The organism is Moorena producens PAL-8-15-08-1 (genome assembly GCF_001767235.1).
GTDB lineage: Bacteria > Cyanobacteriota > Cyanobacteriia > Cyanobacteriales > Coleofasciculaceae > Moorena > Moorena producens_A.
Genome location: NZ_CP017599.1, coordinates 258,285 through 282,331, shown reverse-complemented (window position 1 = coordinate 282,331; position 24,047 = coordinate 258,285). Strand labels below are relative to the sequence as shown.

Sequence of the window (24,047 nt, the reverse complement as noted above, 5' to 3'; positions counted from 1 at the left end):
TGTATTTGTTAATTCTTGATGGAGGTGGTGCTAAGCTCAATTTGTCGAGCAGCTACCATATATCGAAAAATATAATCAGCTAACTCCAAGTAGATCTGGGCACGTTCGGTCGAAGACGCCCAAACCGTTATACCATGGTTGCGAATCAATAGGACATTGACTGATGGCGGTTCAGCCTGAAAGCGATCGCATATCTCACTACTAATGCGAGAGACATCTAGATGGTTGACGAATACTGGTACCGTGACTTGGGGGTTCTCCTCCCGTACTCCAAATCCCTTAAGCATTTCTAGCGGTGGCAAAGGCAGGGTATCGTCTTTAGTGAAGCCAGAAACTAAATTCGACTCAATGGTGTGAATATGATAACAGGCTTTAGCATCTGGGAATAAAGAGTAGATACTTTGATGAATGCTTGTTTCAGCTGAAGGACGAGATTCAGGTGATGGTTTTTCTACCACCGTGCCATCAGTGGCGATGCGAATAAAGTCTTTGCTGCCTAGCTGCCCTTTATGGCATCCACTAGCAGTAATCCAGAAGCTGCCATCGGGCTGTTTAGCAGAGAGGTTACCGGCTGTCCCCACCATCCAACCTAATTGATAGAAGTGACTAGCAGCACTGATTAAGGTTGGTCTTGGATCAATAGCTGAACGTAATTGCTGGTCATTGCCGATTGATGAGCCATGATTAACCATTGTTCCACCGCTGGGATAGCTGTTGTTGTACATCAAAAAAATCATCCCACGGAATGTAGGGCTTTTGGCGCTCCTCCAGGTATTTGCTGAGGCGATCGCGGGCGAATACTACCGGTGCTTTCAGGCTCATATTCAAGTCCGTTACCGAATCCCCAATGGCGATCTGCTCTTGAGCTGGGTGTTGTGCCATTACTCGCACTTTAGACACAAGTTCTGTCTCTCCTTCAAACTCAGAGGTTACCTTGAGAAAATCCCCGGTCGTTTCCACATCAACGGCATAAATAGCTGCTACCCGCTCAAGTAAGGATTTTTTCCCCATGCTTCCCTGACTCAGAACCGTTTCCACCATGCAGCGCAAACCACCGGAAACGACAATAAAAGGGACATTTTGAGTATCAAGAAAATCTAACAATTGCTCTAAACCAGGCCGAATCGGTTTGGATTGGGCATAGGCAATAATGTCAGGATAGCTAGCTGAAGGAATTGACTCTAGCATCTGGCGCACACCTTCCCTTAGAGTCAGCTTCATACTGTACAGCTGGGGCATAATTTGGGCGGACAACTCGGGAGCAAAGTGTTTGAGCATGCCCACAAAGGTTTCAACGGCGGTAATGGTACCGTCGAAGTCGCAGAATACAACTCGATTCACAATCGTATTTAGTATAAGAGTGCTGAGTCCTAAGTAAGAACTGTCGCTGTTGATGATATGTTCACGATCAATAGTATTACTATAGGGATTACTATAGTAGTATTTTTCACAAATGTGATGTACTTAAGTCTTTGGAGTTAATGGAAGTAAGTATTACGGAGTAAAGATTACGGATTATGGTAAAGAAACAATAATGTACCTCATATTTTTGAAAACACTATCTTGTCATTACCCCATAACCCGATTACCCGATTACCTCATAATGAATGTATGGCTTCAAAAAATGCTTTAACGCCACCAGCAGGACCATCGGGATGATCCATAATGCCAGTTCCAGCATTAAGAATAACCTCTTGTCCGTAATCTGCTACAACCTTAGGCACAATCCCAGCATGAATGCCAGCGGAGGGAACAGGAAATACATTCCGCGATCGCAAACTATCTCGAATTCGCTTTTCCTCCTCTGGGTCAAAGGGTAAACTACCATAATGGGCCGGATATAGCACCGCATCTGCCCCACCATGAGCCATCAGGGTTCCCAACACCACTGAGTAAGCCATCCCGTGGTTAGGGGCTCCACACAGCGCTCCTGCTAAGGCGGGATGGGCAAAAATTGGCACATTAATCTCTGGATCAGCAGCTAAGGCTTCTAGGACAGAGAAACCGTAGGTCAAGACATTCAGCAGTAGGGCATTTGCCCCTTCTTTAACCAAGGTATGAGCTTTATCAAGCAATTTGTCAGCCGAACCAGTTACATTAACGGCATAGAGTACAGTGCGCCCAGTTTGCTGTTTGATTTCATCGAGTACCTTACGGCAGACTTCTAGACGTTTCAGGGTTGGTGCTATCTCCAAATCCCCCAGAATCTCATCATCTTTAATAATGTCAAGTCCAGCTCCAGCAACCTCTTGCAAAATCTTCCCATGGTCTTCCGCTGAGAGTCCCAACGCTGGCTTAAAAATTGCCATAATCAGGGGACGGTCAACTACTCCTAGTCTTTCCCGAATCCCGGTAATTCCGAATTTTGGATGCCTACCGTAGTGTTCTGGCAAGCGCACTGCCATGACTTTAGCTGGTCCTGCCATGGAGTATTTGCCAAAAATCATGGTTAGTAGAGTAGGGATATCGTTTTCCACATTAGCTTCGGGAAAACGGATGGTAGCCAAACCAGAACCATCAGGGTTAATGACACCTTGAACAACAGTACCAAGATGGGAGCGAAACACATTTTCGAGATGGGCAAAACGAGCATTCCAGGTGCCTGCGGTTTGCCCAACAGCAATCACTTTCGCTTGTTTTTCTACATCAACACCGCGAGGAAAGCGGTAGTCAACTTCAATGGACATTGTAATGAGTGGGTACTTAAAGACGTGATAGATTGAAGTTTAAAAACACGAGGATTCTAAGCTGTTAGCAAGGATGAGTGTTTAAGTCTTTTACAAACTTAAATTCATTCGTGATCTGTCAGCCCATATGATACAGGGCAAGGCTTATTATTAATTCTTGCGTTTACCATGAGGGGTGACACCCTTATCACCCCCTTGTTGACAGTCCGCCAGATTTATTTTAGTATTTTCCGGTCATCTAGTTTCAACCCTAAAAACGGAGAATTAAATATGTCTGATATGGATCAAGACGGTAAACTGTGGATAATGAAGGAAGTTTATGGAGCCAAAACACTCCCAAAAACTGAATCCTATGAGACTTTTATCAAATCGGCTCTCATTTGTGCAAAAGGAGACGGCGTACTGACACCAGAAGAAAGAGACTGGGTTGTTGGTCGTGCTGCTGCATTTCGCAATTCTGGGTATGAATTAGCCAAAACTTACCCAGCAGATGAGGATTTACTTGATGTGCTCGCTAATTCATCTACTTTGAATAAGAGCGGTCGTCGTATGATAATTTATGTTGCCATTCAGGCTTGTGCTGCTGATGGAGAATTCCATCCAGACGAACGGGCGAAAGTTCACAAAATGGCTCAATCTCTTGGGATTGAAGAGGATGTCATTAATGAGATAGAGCAATTTTGCATGGAGGAAGCTAAGATGCGAGAAAAACGGATTGCCCTGATCTTTCCTGAAGGCGTCCCTTGGTAGTCGTACTTCAATCGTAATTGTTCCCTATTACATACATATCTTGTGCAAAATTCATCCCACACCTCAATGCTACGCCATGAGTGTGGGATGAATTTTGCTAGAAGCTAAAGCTTGGAGTACTGTTTCCTTTTCAATATCACTAAGGGTGTCTTGCTCTAGAAGGCTGTGAATTTCTGGGTTTTCCCCTACAGACCAGTGATTTAGCTGAACCTTCAGAGGTGCTAATTCTTGGGCAATATCACTGAGCTCGGTATAGGTTGTACCATCTTCAAGTCGCAAAACCGCCATCATGTACCTCCTGTTGGCTCTTCGGTATCCAAAGTCATAAATTATAATATTAAGCATTGCTCTAGGTCAACCCACACCAGCCATCCAAATACTATTATTAGGCATCAAAAGGGATAAAACGCTTCCAGAAAGGCTGTTTTAGAATAAAGTCCGCCCAGTTTTCCTCAGAAAGGTTAACATAAATTAATATAAGAAGCTAAATTCTATATTTGCCACATCCTCGAATCTATGGAGGTAACAACGAGTGAATAAAAAGTGGAGAAACGCAGGGCTGTATGCACTCCTAGCCATAGTGGTGATCGCCCTTGGTACAGCATTTTTGGACAAACCGTCCCCAAGTCGAGATACGTGGCGGTACGACCAGCTGATTAGCCAAGTCGAGAGCGGCAAGGTGGAAACCGTTAGAATCAGTGCTGACCGCAGTAAAGCGATCGCGATCGCTCAAGATGGTCGTCAGGTAGAGGTCAATCTCCCCAATGACCCACAACTAATCAACCTTCTGAATAATAACGGTGTAGATATTTCTGTTCTACCCCAGAGTGATGAAGGCTTCTGGTTCAAGACCTTAAGCAGCTTCTTCTTCCCGATTCTGCTTTTGGTGGGATTGTTTCTATTACTGCGGCGTGCCCAGAATGGTCCAGGTTCTCAAGCCATGAACTTTGGCAAGTCTAAGGCTAGAGTCCAAATGGAACCCCAAACTCAGGTAACCTTTGGGGATGTGGCAGGTATTGAGCAAGCCAAGCTAGAGCTTAACGAAGTAGTAGACTTCCTCAAAAATGCTGACCGCTTCACTGCTATTGGGGCTAAAATACCCAAGGGAGTCCTGCTCGTGGGACCTCCAGGAACCGGTAAAACTCTCTTAGCTCGTGCAGTAGCTGGGGAAGCAGGTGTTCCGTTTTTCTCCATCTCTGGTTCTGAGTTTGTCGAGATGTTCGTAGGGGTTGGTGCTTCTCGGGTGCGAGACCTATTTGAGCAAGCCAAAAACAATGCTCCATGTATTGTATTCATTGATGAAATCGATGCTGTGGGACGTCAGCGGGGTGCCGGTTTAGGCGGTGGTAATGATGAACGGGAGCAAACCCTCAACCAGCTGCTGACTGAAATGGATGGGTTTGAAGGTAATACCGGTATTATCATTATTGCTGCTACCAACCGCCCAGATGTTCTTGATGCTGCCCTACTACGCCCTGGCCGTTTTGATCGACAGGTAGTAGTAGACCGTCCTGATTATTCCGGACGTTTGGAAATTCTCAACGTTCATGCTCGTGGTAAAACCCTCGCCAAAGATGTGGATCTCGAGAAGATTGCCCGTCGGACCCCTGGTTTCACCGGAGCAGATTTATCCAACTTGCTCAATGAAGCAGCAATTTTGGCAGCCCGTCGCAACTTAACCGAAATCTCGATGGATGAGGTGAATGATGCCATTGACCGGGTGCTTGCAGGGCCAGAGAAGAAAGACCGGGTAATGAGCGAGAAACGCAAAACCCTAGTAGCGTTTCACGAAGCAGGTCACGCCCTTGTGGGTGCCTTAATGCCTGATTATGACCCAGTGCAGAAAATTAGCATTATTCCTCGGGGTCGTGCTGGTGGTTTGACTTGGTTCACCCCTAGCGAAGACCGGATGGATTCAGGCATGTTTTCCCGCTCTTACCTGCAAAATCAGATGGCAGTGGCCTTAGGTGGTCGGATTGCTGAAGAAATTATCTTCGGTGAAGAAGAAGTGACCACAGGTGCTTCCAATGACTTGCAACAGGTGACTCGGGTGGCACGGCAGATGGTGATGCGCTATGGTATGAGCGATCGCCTTGGCCCAGTAGCCCTAGGACGGCAGAATGGCAGTATGTTCCTAGGTCGGGATATTGCCTCAGACCGGGATTTCTCAGATGCCACAGCATCAACCATTGATGAAGAGGTTCGCAAGCTAGTTGATGAAGCCTACGAACGGGCTAAGAATGTAATTCTTGGCAATAAGCACATCCTCGATAAGCTTGCTGAAATGCTGATTGATAAAGAAACCGTAGATGCTGAGGAACTCCAAGAGATTTTAAGCACTAACGATGTCAAGATGGCTGCGATCGCTCTTTAACACAAGGCGATTTTGGCAATCACCTAGGTAAATACAATGGTGAATACAATAGCCTCTAGCTATTAATCATCCGTAACAGGACAGTGTAACAGGACAGTGTAACTAAGCACTGTCCTGTATTCTTTTTAAATTAAATCTTAAAAAAGAATAAGGATATAACTATTCCTGTTCAAAATTCCATAAGCTAATTTAAATAATCTCGAATTCCATAGATTCCCCACGTGTGAGTCTATGGCAAGGAGCGCGATCCTAAATCCGAAGGATTTTTTGTGATAGTATAATCAAACCAAGCTAGGGGTGCCTGAGAAACCAGGCTGAGATTACACCCTTAGAACCTGAGTCCGGTTAATACCGGCGGAGGGAAGCTGTGATCGAGGAAATTAAATATGCGTATTGAATGGGTTGCCAAGCGCCGTGGTCAGAGCAATGTGACTCAAATGTACTATGCTCGCCAGGGTCTCCTGACAGAAGAGATGCACTACGTAGCCCAGCGGGAAAACCTTCCCGTTGAGCTGATCAAAGATGAAGTGGCACGGGGGCGAATGATTATCCCCGCCAATATCAACCACACTAACCTAGAGCCAATGTGTATTGGTATCGCCTCCAAATGTAAGGTGAATGCCAATATCGGTGCCTCCCCCAACTCTTCTAATATTGATGAAGAGCTAGAGAAGGTTAACTTGGCCGTGAAGTACGGGGCCGATACCGTAATGGACTTGTCTACAGGTGGTGGCAACTTGGATGAGATTCGTTCCGCCATCATTAATGCCTCACCTGTACCCATTGGCACAGTACCCGTTTACCAAACCTTAGAAAGTGTCCACGGCAAGGTGGAAAACCTTACTGCCGATGACTTTCTCCACATCATTGAGAAGCACGCTCAGCAAGGAGTTGACTATCAAACCATCCACGCTGGCATCTTAATTGAACATCTGCCTTTGGTCAGAAACCGGCTAACCGGCATAGTTTCTCGTGGTGGTGGTATCCTAGCCAAGTGGATGCTCCATCACCACAAGCAAAATCCCCTCTATACCCACTTTGACGACATTATCGAGATTTTCAAGAAATACGATGTCTCCTTCAGCTTAGGGGATTCCCTGCGTCCTGGCTGCACCCATGATGCATCTGATCAAGCCCAGTTAGCAGAATTGAAAACATTGGGGCAGTTGACTCGTCGTGCTTGGGAACATGATGTACAGGTGATGGTAGAAGGACCTGGTCATGTGCCGATGGATCAAATTGAGTTCAATGTCAAAAAGCAGATGGAAGAGTGTTCAGAAGCACCTTTCTATGTCCTAGGACCACTAGTGACAGACATTGCGCCTGGATATGACCATATCACCTCTGCCATTGGAGCAGCTTTGGCTGGCTGGTACGGTACCGCAATGCTGTGCTATGTAACCCCGAAAGAACATTTGGGACTGCCCGATGCTGAGGATGTGCGCAATGGCTTGATTGCCTACAAGATTGCTGCTCATGCGGCGGATATTGCCAGGCATCGTCCAGGAGCACGAGACCGGGATGATCAACTCTCCATTGCTCGCTACAACTTCGACTGGAACCGCCAGTTTGAACTTTCCCTTGACCCCGAACGAGCTCGGGAATACCATGATGAAACCCTGCCAGCAGATATTTATAAGACAGCAGAGTTTTGTTCCATGTGTGGACCAAAGTTCTGTCCCATGCAAACTAAAGTTGATGCTGATGCCTTGACTGAACTAGAGAAGTTCTTGGCGAAAGAACCTGCCCATCAAGGTTAATTCAATCATAAATAAGCTAAACCTTTTAAAAAACCGGTTTCTTAGCAGAAGCCGGTTTTTTTTTGACTTTTACTGCCACTTACCTATTAGAGCGCTACGGGCTGGGAATCGGGAATCGGGAATCGGGAATCGGGAATCGGGAATCGGGAATCGGAAATACGCAATAAGCAATAGGGAATACGCAATAAGGAATACGCAATCGGGAATAGGGAATAGGCAAGAAGCAATAGAAAAGCCAAGTTAAACAGCTTTTAGCAATTATCAGCTCACCATTATTTGTAAATACCGTAGCGCATATTATACCTTTTTTTAAATAACTCTATGTAGTTTTTTTTAGCTCTGTCATATAAATTTGCTAATTATAACCCATCTCATCAAATTAGATGTTTCACAGGTGATTAACCAGTTGATTTAAGAGAAAACTCAGGGAATTTTCAGATGAGCGAATGATGGTAGTGATAGAGCTAAGATAAAACACACAAAGGATAAAAAAATGAAAAATCGTGATGAATTTTGGACTATGGCAGATCATTCTCGACTGGAAGCTGAATATCTAGCTGATAAGAAACTGCAATATTTACAACATGCCCCACTGGACGCTTTACAGCAGATATGTATCCAGTACCGTCATTTTACCAAACAGTTTCCTGATAATCTGGCAATTCTAATTTCCAAAGCTCCTTACGGAAAATTTAAAAGCTTAACCGCTGAAATACTAGCAGAAGAGTTAGGTGAAGGAGATCATGAGAATAATCATCTCCAACTCTGGGATAAGTATCTGTTAAGTATTGGTATAAATCAAGATTTATTTGAAAACTGTCTTAGCGAAGAAAATAAAATTTTGCTTGATGAGATTAAGCAATTAACGTTAAACAAGCCTACCACCTATGTGATTGGATTATGTGGCATGGGTGGAGAGTGTCTTTGCCAAGTTTATCTGTCTACTATGTACAAATATCTTGTCAAAAACCCATACATAAAAGAAAACAAACACACCATTGATTGGGATTTTTGGAACTTTCATGTTGGCGAAGCTGATATTATCCATCGTCAAAAGGTCAGAGATGCAATTAATGAGATAGTTGATGCCGATCCATCTACCGTAGATGATTTAACCGCTGGCTATCAGAAAGCCAAACATAATTGGGATACATTTTGGACGAATAACTACAAATTAGCCATGACTAAGCAGATGGCAGCTGTAAATTGAGTGAATAATTGAGTGAATAACTGAGTGAATAACTGAGTGGCATAGAAGTAACTAGAGTTCATCAATCAAATCACTCTACTGCTATAATAAATATCGAATCCTCACAAATTGACCCGATATTTATTATAGCAGTTGGCAATTTAATCAGGTACATCTGAAAACCATGAACGACACACAGGACAAGGAAAAGCAAAAAAGCCGATGCCTGATAGCTCACTGCTAACTGCTATATTAGCTTGACTCAAAATGAAACAAAAATCAGAAATGAAGCATTCTCTTGAAGCGTTGGAGAAACATGGCCAAACCACAGCTTCATCTACTTTAGGCTTGTGGGATTCTATTCGAGCAGATTTTGAGGCTGTGTTTGAGAAAGATCCTGCTGCATGCTCTTGGCTTGAGGTGTTAACTTGCTATCCAGGCTTACAGGCAGTTACGGTTCATCGCTTTGCTCATATCTTATATCGCCACCGTTTATTTTGGCTGTCTCGCTTCGTATCCTACATTGTCCGTTGGCTAACAGGAATTGATATTCATCCAGGTGCTACCCTTGGTCGGGGCATATTTATTGATCACGGTGCAGGTGTAGTAATTGGGCAAACCGCCATCGTTGGAGATGGAACCTTAATTTATCAAGGCGTTACTTTAGGTGGCACTGGCAAACAACTAGGTAAACGTCATCCTACTGTGGGAAAAAATGTAATCGTCGGAGCAGGAGCAAAAATTCTTGGGGACATTGAAATTGGTAACAATAGCCGTATTGGAGCAGGCTCAGTAGTTTTACGCTCTGTTCCTAGTGACTGCACTGTCGTTGGGATTCCCGGACGGATAGTTAGGCAATTCGCCAAACCGATTAGTCCACTTGCTCACAGTAACATCCCGGATCCAGTAGCTAATGTGGTTGATAAACTTATCCAAAGGATAGATGAGTTGGAAATCAAACTAAACCAATTGCAGCAGTGTAGAGAAATGCAGTTCACCGAAAAGCTGTTGTGTCAAGCTCCAGCTATCAACTTATCTCACAATACTAATTTAGATAGCCGCCAGCTAGCAAAAGTAGATTAACTATTGTTAATACAGGAGACAAATGTCTTGGAAATCATAATTGCTACTATGCCTTTGTGGGTAGCCATAGTAATGCTAGTGGTATTGCAGCGACCAAGCCAACAGGCAGGACTTGCTACTTTGATAGCTGCTATGGGATCAACACTACTATTTCCTGTTTTTCGTTTGTTTCCTGGGCAATTACTACTTGCTTTGGTCAAGGGACTTGCGACATCACTATCAGTTTTCTATGTGCTATTTCCCAGTTTGCTACTTTACTATCTGCTCAAGTCTGTAGATGGTATGAGCCTTTTAGGACGGGGTATTGCTCGCTTAGTTCCTGAGCGAGACTTACAGGTGTTGCTGCTAGTGATTGGGTTCGCTCCTTTTGCCGAGTCAGTTAGTGGATTTGGAGTTGGTACCATTTTAGTAATTCCACTGTTTCTCGCACTAGGTTATAGTTCTGCTCAGTCAGCTATACTGGGTATTTTGGGTCAAATGGCTGTACCTTGGGGAGGATTAGCCATAGGTACAGTTCTTGGAGCAGAAATAACTAATCTAGATCCTAGTATTCTAGGTTCGACTACTGCTCTTTTGACTGCTCCTCTGCCCGTAGTTTACGGACTGGTGGCACTAGCAGTGAGTGGCGGAAAGAAATCCGTGCAACGCCGATGGCCAGAAGCGATCGCTGCCGGAGTGCTTCTTACCATAGGAGTTTGGGGGTTCAGTTGGATTCCTGGGGTTGAACTGGCCGGTGTACTTGGCAGCACACTGGTAATGTCATTCTTAGTGGTGTGGGCAAACCGAAAACTATTTCATAAACTATTTCATAAGGCAAAACGAAAAAGACCAGTAAATCTAGTCAACACTGCCCGTAATAGTTCCGAAAAAACGGCTCATGATTCGGCTGAGTATGGTATTACTAAAGTATCCCTCTGGCAGGTAATAGCTCCCTACGGAATTCTGACAGCAATTCTGCTGTTCTCTCGCTTAGTTGTTCCTCTAAAAATTTGGCTTAAGAGCCATTTTGTGATATCAATAGCTGCCATAAATCTAAATCTACCGCTGCTTTACAACCCAGGCTTTTATTTACTTTTGACAGCTTTGGCTACAGTCACAATTTTGGGAACAGTCGTACACAAACTGCAAGTAATAACAATACAAGCTTGGCAACAATTTATCCCTGGAGCCATCGCACTCGCCTGTTTTCTAGCAGCCTCTCAAGTTATGCAAGCCAGTGGCATGATAGCTAGTCTAGGCATGGCCGCAGCAACACTTGGTGACAAGTATATATGGGTTGCACCTTGGTTAGCTGCTCTAGGAGGCTGGATTACTGGTTCAAATACTGCGAGTAATGCCCTGCTTTCCCAATTACAACAAGAGGTAAGCATTCAGTCTGGCTTACCACTACAGTGGCTGATGGGAGCTCAGAATGGAGCTAGCGCCCACGCCACGATGATTTCACCTGCTCGCGCTATTATTGCTGCCACTGCTGTTGGGTGGTCTGGAGCTGAAGTCTTTTTGCTCCGGCAGATGGGACTAGTTGTTCTAGGAGCAGTGGCAGTTATTATGTCACTTCTGGTTTTGGCTGTACCATAAAATCTCTATTTTTAGATAGAGTAAGGATAAAATAAATCACTGAACATAAATTATGTTAATTATGTTCTCTTGATTAAGAAAATTAACGTTGCTCAAACCCTTTCTGTTCCAAGATACCCGATCACCCATCCGAAGTTCCCTGGTCTGAACAGTCAACTTGAATTATGTCTGGCTACGGAGTATGATATGTAAATCCTAGAGATGGTTGAGCCAAATGACCCAGCTGAAATGCCCTAAATGTGAAGGAACCTTAGAAGCAGTTGTGTATTCAACGATTCCTGTAGACCGCTGCAGCAGCTGTCAAGGGATCTGGTTTGATTCCATGGAAGCTCAACTGTTGAAGGACATAAAAGGCTCCGAGATTATAGATACAGGTGACCCTAAAACAGGGAGTAACTTTAATGAAATTAGAGATATTAATTGCCCGAAATGCCAGACAAAACTGACCAAAATGGTTGACCTAAAACAGACTCATATTCGGTATGAAAAATGCCCGGTATGCTATGGTATATGGTTTGATGCTGGTGAATTTAAGGATTATAAAGAAGAGGGAATAGCAGACTTTTTTAAGGATATTTTTAGCTAATTAATAGCCTAATTAGCAATTTAAAATTTCAATTAATTGGCTGCGACTGGGAAAACCTATGGGAAAAGGTAGTAGCTTGACCACGATGCTAATTTCCCTGATCAAGCAGGTTCGAGATGCTCAAGTCCGAAATGATCAACTCTATTGGGCTGGTTTTGGTAAAGTGATGATAAATTCACTATATGCTCCCACTTCAGTTTCCAGCTTCAAGGTTCCTCCATGCTGACCGACGATGATATCATGGGTCATTGATAATCCTAATCCTGTTCCTTCTCCAGTTGGTTTAGTGGTAAAGAAAGGATGGAAAATTTTCTCTTGAATCTCCGGTGCTATCCCTATACCATTGTCACTGATGCGGATTTCTAGCGTCTGCTCCAGATTTTGGGTTTTGACCCGCAATGTCGGGGTAAAGGCTTTGTCCACCTGATCAGGATTTGACTGATAATATTGCTGTTTGGCTTGAACCGCATAGCAACTGTTGTCAAGTAGGTTAATGAAGGCGCGGCTAAGATCATTTGATACTAGCTCTAATGGTTCAATAGAGTTATCGTAATCTGTGTCAATGATAATATTGAAGCGATTGTCAGAGGCTCGTTTGCTGTGATACACCAACTGTACTGCTTCGGCTAAAAGTTCATTAAGGTCAGTCAGTTGATGTTGAGAGCTCTCGGTTCGTGCGTGCAGCATCATACTGCTAATAATGCTATCGGCTCTGTTCCCGTGCTTATTGATAGCTAGGGAATTTTCTTTGATGTCGCTTAAAATCTCTTTGAGATAGTCTAGAGCGTCTGGATCGAGATGTTCAGATTGGTTGTCAAGTTCTTCAATCGCTTCCTCCACCAGCTCAACGGAACCTTCAGCATAGTTGTTAACAAAGTTGAGAGGATTTCTGAGCTCATGGGCAATACCTGCGGTTAACGCCCCGAGGGAGGCAAGTTTTTCTTGGACAACAATCTGCTGTTGAGCAGCTTTTAATTCGACGGTTCTTTGTTCTACTTTCTCTTCTAGGTTGTGGGAATAGTCTTCTAGTTGCCCATTGGCTTGCTGCAAATCCTGATTCAGTTGAGAGAGTTCCGCCAGTAATCGCTCCCGCTCGGCTTCGGCTCGTTTACGTTCGGTGATGTCTTGAAAGGCTGCGATCGCATAAGCCACATTTCGCTCTTGATCATAGATCGGTGTACCCCAAGCTTCTACAGGAATCATCTTATCCCGTTGGCGTATTTCCATATCGTCAACTGCCACACTCTCCCCCTGCAACGCCCTCAAAATCGGATTCTGTGCTTTCGGGTAAAGTTGCTCAGTGCCAGCGAGATAAATCTGATAAGTGTCTTGTAACTGTGACTTTTTAGCTGACTCTATGATGGCTCTGTCTGAAATCTGCTGTCCAGCTTTATTGATCAAATAAGGCTTACCCTTGGCATCAGTTACACATACTCCCACAGGCATGGCTTCTAAGAACTGCCTCAAGCGATTCTCATTTTCATGGAGTTGGGAAATTAAATCAGCTTGTTCGCGGTTGGATTTTTCTAGCGCTTGATTCATTGTCTGGAGTTGAGCATTTTTTTCAGCTAGCGCCTTATCCTGAGAATAACTATACAATGCCTCTTTTACAGTGATTCTGAGGTCGTCAGCCTGCCAAGGCTTAGGGATATAACGATATAATTTAGCATAGTTAATCACATTTCCCACCGCTTCCAAATCCGCTTGCCCAGTCAACATAATTTTGAGAGTTTTGGGTGAAATAGTATGAATGCGTTTTAGTAATTCATCCCCTTTCAGATTGGGCATGATGTAATCAGAAATAACCAGGGCAACTTCATAGTCATCCTCTACTAATTCTTCGAAGACTTCTAACGCTTCTTCCCCACCTTGGGTCATTTCAATCAGATAGTTATCTCCCAAACTAGTTTCTAGCTCTATTTTCAGGCTATCTAGGATGGTTTGTTCGTCATCAACACAGATAATGGCAGTTCGATTCATAATTCGACTAAAGCATCCTGAATTGTTAAAATTAATTCCCGAGTATTCCAGGGTTTATGTAAACATCGATATAAGTTAGCATATTGTTTCGCCCGTTCAACCGCTTCCTCATCAGCTTGTCCCGTTAGCATCACTTTAATAATATCGGGATATTTGTGATGGACATTAATCAGAAATTGATCCCCTTTCATTCCTGGCATTAACCAATCGGAGACAATAATCAGAATTTGTTCTCCATTATCATAGAGTTCATCAATGATTTCCAAGGCTTCATCAGCACTTTCAGCAAATTCATAGAGATACTTATCTTCAAAAGCTGCTTGAAGTTCCATCTCCAAGCTTTTCAAAATCGATATTTCATCATCAACACATAAAATTACGGCGTCAGACATGACTAGTTCCCTCATTGAATTCATACCAATTCTGGCCGATTACGGCTACAGATCAATTTCATCTGGCCATCTCCCGATCTGGCGATCTCCCGATTTCCCCATCTGCATCTGTAATCCTACTTTGAAAAATGGCTATCAATAGTCAGAGAAACGGTCGAGATGGGTTGAGTAGGCAAGGTCGCGTTCGCTAGCCAACGCCCTTCGGGCTAATCGCATAAGTAATCTTACGGTCTTGATCGAAGATGACAAGTTTTTGGTAAGCCTCACACACCCCTCGATAAACCAGGGTTCTAAGGCGCTTAGTAAATTTCCTCAGTGAGCCGATAGCCTGGGAGTGTAATCATTATTGGTTACTATGGATGATTTAATGACATGGACTGCAACTAGTCACAGTTTTGACACTCCCCGCTCTTGCCTAGACCGGGTTTTTTTCCTTGGACCATTGTTTATGAACTAGCTAAACTTATAACTAGCTACACTTATAACTAGCTACACTTATAAAGTTCCCCAGCAATCCTGTCCAAATAACAGTTTCAGGTTGATCATCTCAATGTACCTCCTCAGCCATCGGCTGTGGCTGCTGAATTGGTAAGGAAACTGTAAAGGTAGTTTCACCAGGTACGGACTCCACCTCCATGTGTCCGTGATGTTTCTCTACAATTTTCCTAACAATATCTAATCCCAAACCACTGCCTTCTCCAGCGGCTTTCGTGGTAAAGAACGGCTGAAAGATTTTCGGCTGAATTTCAGGAGGAATCCCTTTGCCAGTGTCAGTAATGCTGACCTTGATTTGGTCATCTTGCTGCCTCACATTAATGGTTAAAGTCCCCTTGTTCTCCATAGCTTGGAGAGCATTGTGAATCAGATTCGTCCAGACTTGATTGAGTTCATCAGGATAGCACCCGATAACTGGCAAATAATCGTCATAGTTTCTGTTGATATCTACGCCATGTTTGATTTGGTTATGATAAAGAGTCAAGACCGTGTCAATGCCATCAGTAATCTGTGCATCTATCTTTTCCCCACTAGAGTCATAACGAGCATAAGTTTTCAAGGCAAACACCACTTTTGTGGCTCGTTCCACGGCAGTGGTAATGTTGCGAGTACTCGTATAGAGGTTAGCTAACTGATAGGCAGTGGTTAAAATCATTTCGTTGTCTGGGTCTTTCAGGAGAGGCAAAAACTCTTCAAAGTCCTCATAAACCCCAATTCCCGCCAATAAATTGGCTAGCTTGACTGCTTTATCAATAGCGTAGGATTCCAGTTGGGTTTTCAACCTTCGTTTGAGTTGACGTTGCTCTCGGGTAGATAGAGGGGTAGTCTGTCGGCTGGAGTATTGGAGTAAGGCCAACACATCGGACTGACGTTCTGGCGAGAGTCCTTGAAAAAATGAGGGTAATTGGTGGAGGTGGTCGTTGAAGAAGTTAGACAGATTGCCCACACAGGAGCGAATTGCTCCGAGGGGAGTATTGATTTCGTGAGCGATTCCTGCAACCAGTTGTCCAAGAGCAGCGAGTTTTTCTTGGGCGATTATCTGGCTTTGGGCAGCTTCGAGCTGTTCTAGGGTGTTTTGCCACCTCGCTTCTGCTGACCTTCGCTGTTCAATTTCCTCTTTAAGAAGGGCATTTTGCTCCTTGAGGGCCTTTGCCTGACATTGCAGTTGCAAATGGGTTCTAACTCTGGCTAATACTTCCTCTGACTGAATCGGTTTGGTCAGATAGTCCACTGCTCCGAGAGAAAAACCCTTGACCTTGTTCACGGTCTCGCTCAGGGCTGTCATAAAAATCACAGGAATTTCACGGGTTAACGGATTTTCCTTCAGCCGATGGCACGTTTCAAATCCATCAATTCCTGGCATCATCACATCTAACACAATCAGATCTGGCGGTTTATAGTCAACCTGTTCAATGGCGCTTTCGCCATCAGTGGCAACTGCAACTTTGAAACCAGCACTGATCAATGTTGTGGATAGTACTTCTAAATTGGTGGCGATATCATCTACAATTAATATTAGTTGTTGATCCTGGCCATTGATCATTGTTACACCTTTTTATAGAGTGGTCGAAGCAAGTAACCAATTAATAAATCGTTGCTAAACCATCCTGATAACTCCTAATAACCCTAACCATAAATCTATCAGCATTACTTCCTAATAGTTAAACCGTAAAACTAGGATTTTATTAATGTTAATCCCATTAACCCCTAAAACTTTGCTCTCATTATCCATGACTGTTTGCTTAGCCGAAAAGTAGGCTATTGCCTGATCCCTGGCAAGGGTAGCATGGCCTTAGGGCGTTAACTGACGGCACCTCAAGTAGTGTTGGCGTAGGCCGATAGGCTTACCTCTTAACTAATTACGTTCCAGGTATTGTTTGATGAAATCTTGGATTTTTTTAACCTGAAAGCCTTGAGCGAATTGCTGGATATGTTGGACAAAAATCGCAAATTTATCATCGGATTTATCCAGAGTATCCACTTGTTCTAGAATTTCGCTGATTAAGCCTGTTCTGGCCAAATCATAGAGCTGAGCAAGTTTTTCAGCTGGGGGAGGGATAATCTCTGTAGTTTGACATGAGATGTTTTCAGCCATCATCTTTTCTCGTTCTTCTTTTCCTTCATACACCCATTCCAGTCTCAGATGCATCCGTAATATCTCGAATAGTTTTTCTGAATCTACTGGCTTGGGCAGAAACTCGTCCGCCCCAGACTCAATACTCTTGTGTTGGTGAGTATCAAATACGCTGGCTGAGCAAGCAATCACCACTACTGACTGTAATTGGGGAGATTCTCGCAGCTGTCGGATCAATTCCCAACCATTCATCCCTGGCATGAGCAAGTCGGTAATAATTACCTCAGGCTGACACTGAGCTTTCTCCAAACCCTCTTGAGCGTTGGTGGCCTCCACCAGTTCAAACCCAAGGGGGGCAAGCAGATTAACCAAAACCATGCGATTTTCCCATTTATCATCCACCACCAGGATTTTCCGCCCCTGGCCTTTGAAGCCAATGATCCCTGTTTGAGAAGCCATGGGGGCATGTAAGCTTTCTGTGGCTTCTGGCAACTCCAAATTAAACCAAAACACACTGCCAATTTCCGGCTGGCTCCTGACTTCTAAGGTAGAGTTCATCATACACAGGAGTTTCTGAGTAATCGCTAATCCCAATCCTGTCCCTTCTGCTTTGCGAAAGGGATTTCCTACTTGCTCAAAGGGCAAAAAAATCTTTTGTAATTGCTCTGGGGTTATACCAATCCCAGTATCTTCTACTTGAAACCGGATTTTTGTCCTTTTTTCTTTGTTAAGCTCCCTTGTGAAGGAGGGTGATGGGGGGATATCCTTTTGGGTAGATTCAAGGACACTCACTTTCAAGGTTACTTCCCCAGAGTCAGTAAACTTGATGGCATTACTTAGGAGATTCATCAGTACTTGTCGTAGGCGTTTCTCATCCCCATAGATGCCATTGGGAAGTTGAGAAAGGGGTTGGTAAGTAAATACAATGTCCTTCTGATTAGCGCGGATACTGCAGATGTCAACCAGGTTTTCCAGAAAGGAGGAAAAATGAAAATTTCTAGGAACGAGTTCCATTTTCCTGGCTTCAATTTTGGATAGATCTAGAATGTCGTTAATCAGGGTTAACAGGTGTGAACCACACTGATGAATGATGTGGACGCCTTTGAGTTCCTCAGGAGCCATGGTTTTGGACTTTTTGAGGATTTGGGTGTAGCCGAGGATACCATTAAGGGGGGTTCTTAGTTCGTGGCTCATGTTAGCCAGGAATTCGCTTTTAGCACGATTGGCGACTTCCGCAGCCTCTTTAGCATGTTGGAGTGCTGCTTCCGCTTGGTTGCGAGCAGTGACATCAACCATAACCGCTAGAGACCGAACCACCTGACCTAACTCATCTTGTTCAGCAATAGCGGAAAGAAGCACGTCAATGATTTCTCCATTCTTGCAGATCACCTGATAGGGAACATCCAAGCACATTTCTGTCTCAAAACATTTAGGCAGAAACATCCCTTGGGTGTACTGGCGTGATTCTGTTAAAAAATCAGTTGATTGTCTTCCAATAACTTCATTACGATCGTAGCCTAACTTCTTTTGCCAGTAGTTACTGACACTGAGCAATTTACCATTGCTATCAATCGAATGCAGCATAACTGGTGTATTTTCATAGAGCGTGCGAAAGCGTTCTCTGCTCAGCCGCAGCTCCTCCTCGGCCTGTTTGCGATCGCTAATATCTTTATGGGTTCCTGCCATTCGTTTCGGGTTGCCCTTGTGATCATGAGCCACGACTTTACCGTAAATGGCAATCCATTTCCATTGACCGGATTTGGTTCGTACTCTATGGTCACAGGCCAAGAGAACCGAACTGTTCTTTAGACAAGCATTCAACAACGACTTTACTAAGGCTTTATCCTCTGGATGTATCAGCTTTTCCCAACTGCTGAGGTATCCTGGTAGTTCATCCACATCATAGCCCAGCATTTCTAACCACCGGGGACTGTAATAAACCTCTCCAGTCATGATGTTCCAGTCCCAGAGTCCATCACCGGATCCTTCTAAAGCTAGCTGCAAGCGTTCCTGACTCAGTCCCAGTTCCTCTTCTGCGTGCTGATGCTCTACCTTAGCCCGTGCTAGTAAACCAGAACCAATACCAATTAGCACCACTAAACTACCATAAAGCAGCCCTAGGGGCTTCCAGGAATCACGAGAGCGTTCATTTATCACCTTAGGGGAAATGTAGGTGACAATTTTCCAGGTATCGGAGTTAGCATCGATCGTAGTGGGATCATAAAAACGCTTTTGTACAGGAGTTTTACCTGTTTGCATCTCGTAGAAAGGATGAACAGTGGTAAAGGTAAACTTACCGTTAGTAGTTTCAAATTGCCCCTGATCAGCCTTAGAAATCCGTTGCCATGCTTTTGGAAACCCCTTGGCAAAGGTACGGTCTTTGCGGTTAGGATACATGAATCCCCATTCATCCTCTGGCTTGGTTCCCTTCAGCCAAAATCCCTCACCATTCAACAGCATCATTTCCCCTAATGACGTATTATTTTCGGGTTCCAAACTATTGATGAAATGTTTAGGAAAATAGTTAATCATGACGATGCCCCGTTTCTGACCAGAACTGTCAAAAACAGGGCTACCAACGCGAATCACTGGCTTCAGGGGGTGTTCAATTTTTCCATTTTCGACATTCAGGTCTAGGGGAGAGACAAACATTTCTCCCTTTGGCAAAGCTAAGGTTTTTTTAAACCAGTAACGATTGGCCTTGACTTGCAGTTGTTCCTCAGGCACAATAACCGGCTGACCCTGGTTAAAGTTGACTGTAACAATTTCTTTACCAGTTGTATCTAGAAAGCGAATTTGGTCATAAAGCCTTTTCTCTCGAACCAGGATGAGATATTCTTGAGTAAGGGCCATGCGCCACCTTTCAGTTTCTTGGGGAGCATCACTGGTGCTATCTAACATTGTCCGTAACTCATTTTGATTGGCTAGGAATCTCAAGTCTGATACAATGACATGGAAATCACTAGTTGCTCGTTGAGCTGCCATCTCAACATTACGGATTTCATTAAGGTTGACTTCGGTTGTGTCAACCTTAACCTCGGTGCGATGCATGAGCACTAGAAAACTTCCTATCCCTATCGTTAAAGGTATAAAAATAGCTAGAAAGTAGTTTATTTCCGCTATAGGGCTAATTTTTTTGATAGTTTTCATTGCTCAGATTAACTAATTAATTTTTTTTCTACTTTTTCCAAAGTATTCTGTTCACTGTTCCCCTTTAATTGTTCCCTTTAATTACCCAAAAAACTTACAAAAACACTGTATTATTTTTTTTGTTAAGATAAGATTAATTAGGCAGCAACTATATACCTGTAGGATTAGTTATGAATCAATCCTATAGCAAAGGTAACATAAAGCAGGGACTATAAGGGAACAAATATTCTCAAAAATCCTACACAAATTGCTATACAAAATATAGAGTTTTATGCCTGGCTTGATGATTTTTTTAATTTAAAAAGTTAACAATTAATTTATTTATTTTATAGCTGTTTATAGCCTAATGAGTTACACAGGATTTTTTCCCTACTCCCTACTCCCTACTCCCTACTCCCTACTCCCTACTCCCTACTCCCTACTCCCTACTCCCTACTCCCTACTCCCTACTCCCTACTCCCTTTGCTATAATAATTATTGCTCCCGATATTGCTGAATAAACTGTCGAATTTTCTTGAGTTTAAAGTCTTCGGCTAATTGACGGAGATGTTGACTGAATGGGATTAAATTATCATCCGTTTTTTCCAGGATTTCCACTTGTTTTAAAATGTCGCTAATTAAGCCAGTCTTCGCCAAATCGTACAGGTGATCTAGTGCTTCTTGTGAGGGCGGCACTATCGACTTTTGAGTTTTGAGGGGGGATGGTGGCTGGGTCGTGACGTTTTTATCTTTATCTTCTTCTTCTTCATAAACCCATTCTAGTTTCAGATGTACCCGTAACTTCTCTAATAGCTTTTTTGACTCTACGGGCTTGGGCAAAAAATCATCTGCTCCCGCCTCACTACTTTGGTTCTGGTGATCATCAAACACACTGGCTGAACAAGCGATCACTGGCAGTGATGAGAATTGGGAGGATTCTCGCAACCGTCGGATCATCTCAAAACCATCCATCTGTGGCATCAATAAGTCAGTAATAATCAGATCCGGTTGGAAGTCTGTGGCTTTCTCTAAACCCTCTTTACCATTGCTCGCTTCTGCCATTTCAAAGCCAAGGGGAGCTAACAGATTCACCAGTACCCAGCAATTTTCTGGTTTATCATCCACCACCAGAATTTTGCGCCCTTTGCCTGACAAACCAATGATTGTCTTGTCAGGAGCGATCGCATCAGTTACCCCTGTCGCTTCTGGCAAGTCCAAATCGAACCAAAATACACTACCCACACCCAGCTGGCTTTGCACTTCCAAAGTAGACCCCATCATCTCCAGCAGTTTCTGAGTAATCGCTAATCCCAATCCGGTGCCTTCGGCTCGAGTTAAGGCATTCCCCACCTGCTCGAAGGGCAACACTATGCGTTCGATGTGTTCCGGACTCATACCAATACCGGTGTCTTCAATTTCAAACCGAATTGTTCTGATCAGTCCATGGTTATTTGGCTTTTTGTCTTCTCCTTTTGTTAAGGGCTTTGACTCGATGACATTTACCTTGAAAGTGACTGCCCCAGTGTCAGTAAACTTAATGCCATTACCCAGTAAGTTAATTAGTATTTGTCGCAGCCGTTTTTCATCGGCATGGATGTGATTGGGAAGTTGATTCTGGGGTTGGTAACTAAAGAAAAGGTCTTTCTGATCAGCCCGGATGCGACAGATGTCAACTAGATTTTCTAGAAAGGAGGGAAAATGAAAATTCCTTGGGTACAGTTCCATTTTCTTGGCCTCGATTTTAGAAATGTCTAAAATATCGTTAATCAGGGTGAGTAGGTGGTTGCCACATTGGTGGATAACACGGATGCCCTTGAGTTCCTCAGGGCTCATGATTTGAGAGCGTTGGAGGATTTGGGTATAGCCGAGGATGCCATTGAGGGGAGTGCGCAGTTCATGACTCATATTGGCCAGGAACTCACTTTTAGCACGGTTGGCAATTTCAGCGGTTTCTTTAGCTGCTTGTAATTCTTGGCTGAGGAGCTGTTGACGTTGGACTTCTGCTTCTTTGGATGCCAAAAGATGCTTTACTTGTTGAATCAGATGATTCAGAGAAGTGGCTAAGACTCCTATTTCATCTTGGGATATGATCGGGGCTTGTAGAGTAAAATCATCATCTTTAGTGACGCGCTGGGCTACCTCTGTTACTTGTTTAATGTTACGGATAATCAACAACGTGACCCTGTTGGCAACTAAGCTGGTAATTGCGGACCCCAGCAAGCACAAAGCACTGATACTTAACCACAACTGTCCCTGCACCTGCTCAAGAGGTGCGGCGGAGTAGAGTAAAACCAGTTTGCCCCCCTTGCCATTGATCCCAGTGATCTCTACAGTTTTGGCAATGTAGTTTTTCTCGGCAATAGTGACCTGCACTGGTAGGGATTGGATTGGCGGTGGCTGCCAAGGAGTGTTTTTAGCATCGGTTAAGGTAGAGGCAGTAACCTCAGAATCGTAGAAGGTAACGAGGTGATGGTGCCTATGGGGGCGTAATTGTTCAAGCCATTCATCGCTAATGGTAATGCCAACGATTATTCCCCCTAAGATTTCCTGGTCAGACTTCACCGAGGTTAGACCGACTAGAAGCGATGCAGCATTGTCTTGAGCTGGGAGGAAATCGAACAAATCCATCCCAATGCTTGCGGCTTGGTTGAGTGTCTCGTCGAGTAGCTCAACTTGGTTAAGGTCTGCCTGCCGCAGTTCCAGCAATATAGACCCGTTATTGTCTACGACTTTAAGCAGATCGAGCTGATAAGATAACTGTATCGGCAGTAAATACTGAAACAGCTTTTTCCGGTTCCCTGTCGCAACCAATGTGGAAACATCCTGTCTGTCAGCTATCCACCTTGCTTTCAAAAATAGAGTTTCTTTTTCCTGTTCAAAGGCATGCAATTGTATGGATGAGAAGTCCTCGATCTCCTCTTGCACTTGCTGTTCCAGACGCTTAGTGAAAAAATAGCCCAAACTAAAGGTTCCTACTATCCACATTCCCAGGAACACAAAGAGCATCGGCAATAGTATTTTTGCTCTGAGGGAAAGTTTCGAGTACATCGGTCGGAACATGTCACTACTACTCCTGTTCCTGACTAGATGGTATAAACCCTGATTCGAGCAGATGGTTGCCTCCTTCTTTGCTAAAGGCGAAGTCAATAAAGGTTTGGGCATTATCTGAGGGAGCTTGGCGGTAGACGATGCCAAGGCGACGCACCATTTTATACTTACCTGACTGAATGTTTTCAGGGGTGGGTTCTACGCCATCGAGGCTGAGGCGGTTCACAGGTAGCTGATTAGCGATCGCATAGGCCAGGGAAAAAGCACCGATGCTGTAGGGTGTACTCTGAACAGCTGCAATTAAATCAGCTTCGTGGCGCAAAATCACTGCTTCTGGAGCATTCTTGAGGTCTGATCCAAGATAGTATTTCCGCAATAGTTTCTTGGCTGACTCATCTTCATGTCGATCCAGCACGATAATTGTTGCGTCTGGTCCCCCTACCTTTTGCCAATTGGTCACCTTTCCGCTGTAGATGGCCTTGAGTTGTTCCGTTTGCAAGTTGGTCACTCCTGCGACACTAGGGTGAGTTGCTACTACTAAACCATCTTTGGCGATTTCCCGATATACTAAAGAGCCATCATCCTCCTCTGGTTTCAACGTTCTGGTAACAGTACCAAGATCAACCAATTTGTCTTTAGTGCCAGCGATCCCACCAGGGGATTGACTTTTTGGCAAAAAGGTAATGACTGTGTTTTCAGTCTTGGCTTCATAGGCAGCAGCTAATACCTTCATGGCTGGATAGGGACTCCCTGCCCCAGTAATCTTGATTTCCTGCTGGGCTTGTTGGACATTGGTGGCTTGGTTGGTGTTGGGGGTGCAACTTACCAACATGGCTAGGCTCGTCCCTAGAGCTAGGGTGAACCAGCTATTTAACTTCATTAGACATCTCCAATAAACTATTAATTTTACCCTTGATAATTA

Annotated in this window: 19 protein-coding genes and 1 riboswitch; of the genes, 8 read left to right on the top strand and 11 right to left on the bottom strand. The window is 44.0% G+C overall.

The window, feature by feature from the left end; translation table 11 throughout:
• Window positions 1-8: 8 nt before the first annotated feature.
• The 3 genes from mtnB to BJP34_RS01135 form a co-directional block, all read right to left on the bottom strand.
• Window positions 9-692, bottom strand: coding sequence for a methylthioribulose 1-phosphate dehydratase (mtnB, locus tag BJP34_RS01145; protein ID WP_070390743.1), 684 nt, complete (start codon window positions 690-692; stop codon window positions 9-11).
• Window positions 685-1,341: an HAD-IB family phosphatase gene (locus BJP34_RS01140; protein WP_070390742.1), complete on the bottom strand. Its 657-nt coding sequence runs from the start codon at window positions 1,339-1,341 to the stop codon at window positions 685-687. The genes mtnB and BJP34_RS01140 overlap by 8 nt, the downstream gene beginning before the upstream one ends.
• Window positions 1,342-1,598: 257 nt before the next feature.
• Window positions 1,599-2,687 (bottom strand): RuBisCO large subunit C-terminal-like domain-containing protein, encoded by a 1,089-nt coding sequence (locus tag BJP34_RS01135; protein ID WP_070390741.1) that lies wholly within the window; start codon window positions 2,685-2,687, stop codon window positions 1,599-1,601.
• A gap of 270 nt (window positions 2,688-2,957) precedes the next feature.
• Between BJP34_RS01135 and BJP34_RS01130 the strand changes: the two genes are divergently transcribed.
• A complete protein-coding gene (locus BJP34_RS01130) occupies window positions 2,958-3,437 on the top strand; it encodes a TerB family tellurite resistance protein (protein WP_070396427.1) in 480 nt (159 codons plus the stop codon).
• A 69-nt stretch (window positions 3,438-3,506) separates the two neighbouring features.
• On the opposite strand, the gene BJP34_RS01125 is transcribed toward BJP34_RS01130, so the two are convergent.
• The gene (locus BJP34_RS01125; protein ID WP_324611006.1) at window positions 3,507-3,782 is read right to left on the bottom strand and encodes a hypothetical protein; all 276 of its coding nucleotides are present in this window, start codon (window positions 3,780-3,782) and stop codon (window positions 3,507-3,509) included.
• A gap of 187 nt (window positions 3,783-3,969) precedes the next feature.
• On the opposite strand from BJP34_RS01125, the gene ftsH3 reads away from it, so the two are divergent.
• Together ftsH3 and thiC are read left to right on the top strand one after the other, a co-directional pair.
• A complete protein-coding gene (ftsH3, locus tag BJP34_RS01120) occupies window positions 3,970-5,811 on the top strand; it encodes an ATP-dependent zinc metalloprotease FtsH3 (RefSeq protein WP_070390739.1) in 1,842 nt (613 codons plus the stop codon).
• Window positions 5,812-6,094: 283 nt separating this feature from the next.
• Window positions 6,095-6,191, top strand: a riboswitch (TPP riboswitch).
• A gap of 6 nt (window positions 6,192-6,197) precedes the next feature.
• Window positions 6,198-7,571, top strand: coding sequence for a phosphomethylpyrimidine synthase (gene thiC / locus BJP34_RS01115; RefSeq protein ID WP_070390738.1), 1,374 nt, complete (start codon window positions 6,198-6,200; stop codon window positions 7,569-7,571).
• Window positions 7,572-7,657: 86 nt separating this feature from the next.
• Here thiC and BJP34_RS42000 read toward each other — a convergent pair whose 3' ends face one another.
• Window positions 7,658-7,810: a hypothetical protein gene (locus tag BJP34_RS42000; protein ID WP_158516927.1), complete on the bottom strand. Its 153-nt coding sequence runs from the start codon at window positions 7,808-7,810 to the stop codon at window positions 7,658-7,660.
• A 254-nt stretch (window positions 7,811-8,064) separates the two neighbouring features.
• On the opposite strand from BJP34_RS42000, the gene BJP34_RS01110 reads away from it, so the two are divergent.
• From BJP34_RS01110 to BJP34_RS01095, 4 genes are all read left to right on the top strand, one after another.
• Window positions 8,065-8,781 carry an iron-containing redox enzyme family protein gene (locus BJP34_RS01110; RefSeq protein WP_070390737.1) on the top strand — a complete coding sequence of 239 codons (717 nt, stop codon included), beginning with the start codon at window positions 8,065-8,067 and terminating at the stop codon, window positions 8,779-8,781.
• A gap of 246 nt (window positions 8,782-9,027) precedes the next feature.
• Window positions 9,028-9,843, top strand: coding sequence for a serine O-acetyltransferase (gene cysE, locus BJP34_RS01105; RefSeq protein ID WP_168166489.1), 816 nt, complete (start codon window positions 9,028-9,030; stop codon window positions 9,841-9,843).
• 27 nt (window positions 9,844-9,870) lie between these two features.
• A complete protein-coding gene (locus tag BJP34_RS01100) occupies window positions 9,871-11,421 on the top strand; it encodes an L-lactate permease (protein WP_149030725.1) in 1,551 nt (516 codons plus the stop codon).
• A gap of 214 nt (window positions 11,422-11,635) precedes the next feature.
• Entirely contained in the window at window positions 11,636-12,007 is a 372-nt protein-coding gene (locus tag BJP34_RS01095) for a zf-TFIIB domain-containing protein (protein WP_070390735.1), read from the top strand.
• Between the two features lie 141 nt (window positions 12,008-12,148).
• Here the strand turns inward: BJP34_RS01095 and BJP34_RS01090 are convergent, their stop codons facing one another.
• The 4 genes from BJP34_RS01090 to BJP34_RS01075 all read right to left on the bottom strand — a co-directional run bounded on the left by BJP34_RS01090 (window position 12,149) and on the right by BJP34_RS01075 (window position 19,999).
• Entirely contained in the window at window positions 12,149-13,987 is a 1,839-nt protein-coding gene (locus tag BJP34_RS01090; protein ID WP_070390734.1) for an ATP-binding protein, read from the bottom strand.
• A complete protein-coding gene (locus BJP34_RS01085) occupies window positions 13,984-14,379 on the bottom strand; it encodes a response regulator (protein WP_070396425.1) in 396 nt (131 codons plus the stop codon). The genes BJP34_RS01090 and BJP34_RS01085 overlap by 4 nt, the downstream gene beginning before the upstream one ends.
• 547 nt (window positions 14,380-14,926) lie before the next feature.
• Window positions 14,927-16,417 (bottom strand): response regulator, encoded by a 1,491-nt coding sequence (locus BJP34_RS01080; RefSeq protein WP_070390733.1) that lies wholly within the window; start codon window positions 16,415-16,417, stop codon window positions 14,927-14,929.
• A 312-nt stretch (window positions 16,418-16,729) separates the two neighbouring features.
• Window positions 16,730-19,999, bottom strand: a complete 3,270-nt coding sequence (locus tag BJP34_RS01075; protein ID WP_158516926.1) for a PAS domain S-box protein — start codon at window positions 19,997-19,999, stop codon at window positions 16,730-16,732.
• 445 nt (window positions 20,000-20,444) lie between these two features.
• Here BJP34_RS01075 and BJP34_RS41995 point away from each other — a divergent pair, with 445 nt between their 5' ends.
• Window positions 20,445-20,594 (top strand): hypothetical protein, encoded by a 150-nt coding sequence (locus BJP34_RS41995; RefSeq protein ID WP_158516925.1) that lies wholly within the window; start codon window positions 20,445-20,447, stop codon window positions 20,592-20,594.
• On the opposite strand, the gene BJP34_RS01070 is transcribed toward BJP34_RS41995, so the two are convergent.
• Window positions 20,573-23,137 (bottom strand): response regulator, encoded by a 2,565-nt coding sequence (locus BJP34_RS01070; protein ID WP_158516924.1) that lies wholly within the window; start codon window positions 23,135-23,137, stop codon window positions 20,573-20,575. The two genes, BJP34_RS41995 and BJP34_RS01070, sit on opposite strands and share 22 nt — an antisense overlap.
• Before the next feature lie 7 nt (window positions 23,138-23,144).
• Window positions 23,145-24,005: a substrate-binding domain-containing protein gene (locus tag BJP34_RS01065; protein WP_070390730.1), complete on the bottom strand. Its 861-nt coding sequence runs from the start codon at window positions 24,003-24,005 to the stop codon at window positions 23,145-23,147.
• Between the last annotated feature and the right edge of the window lie 42 nt (window positions 24,006-24,047).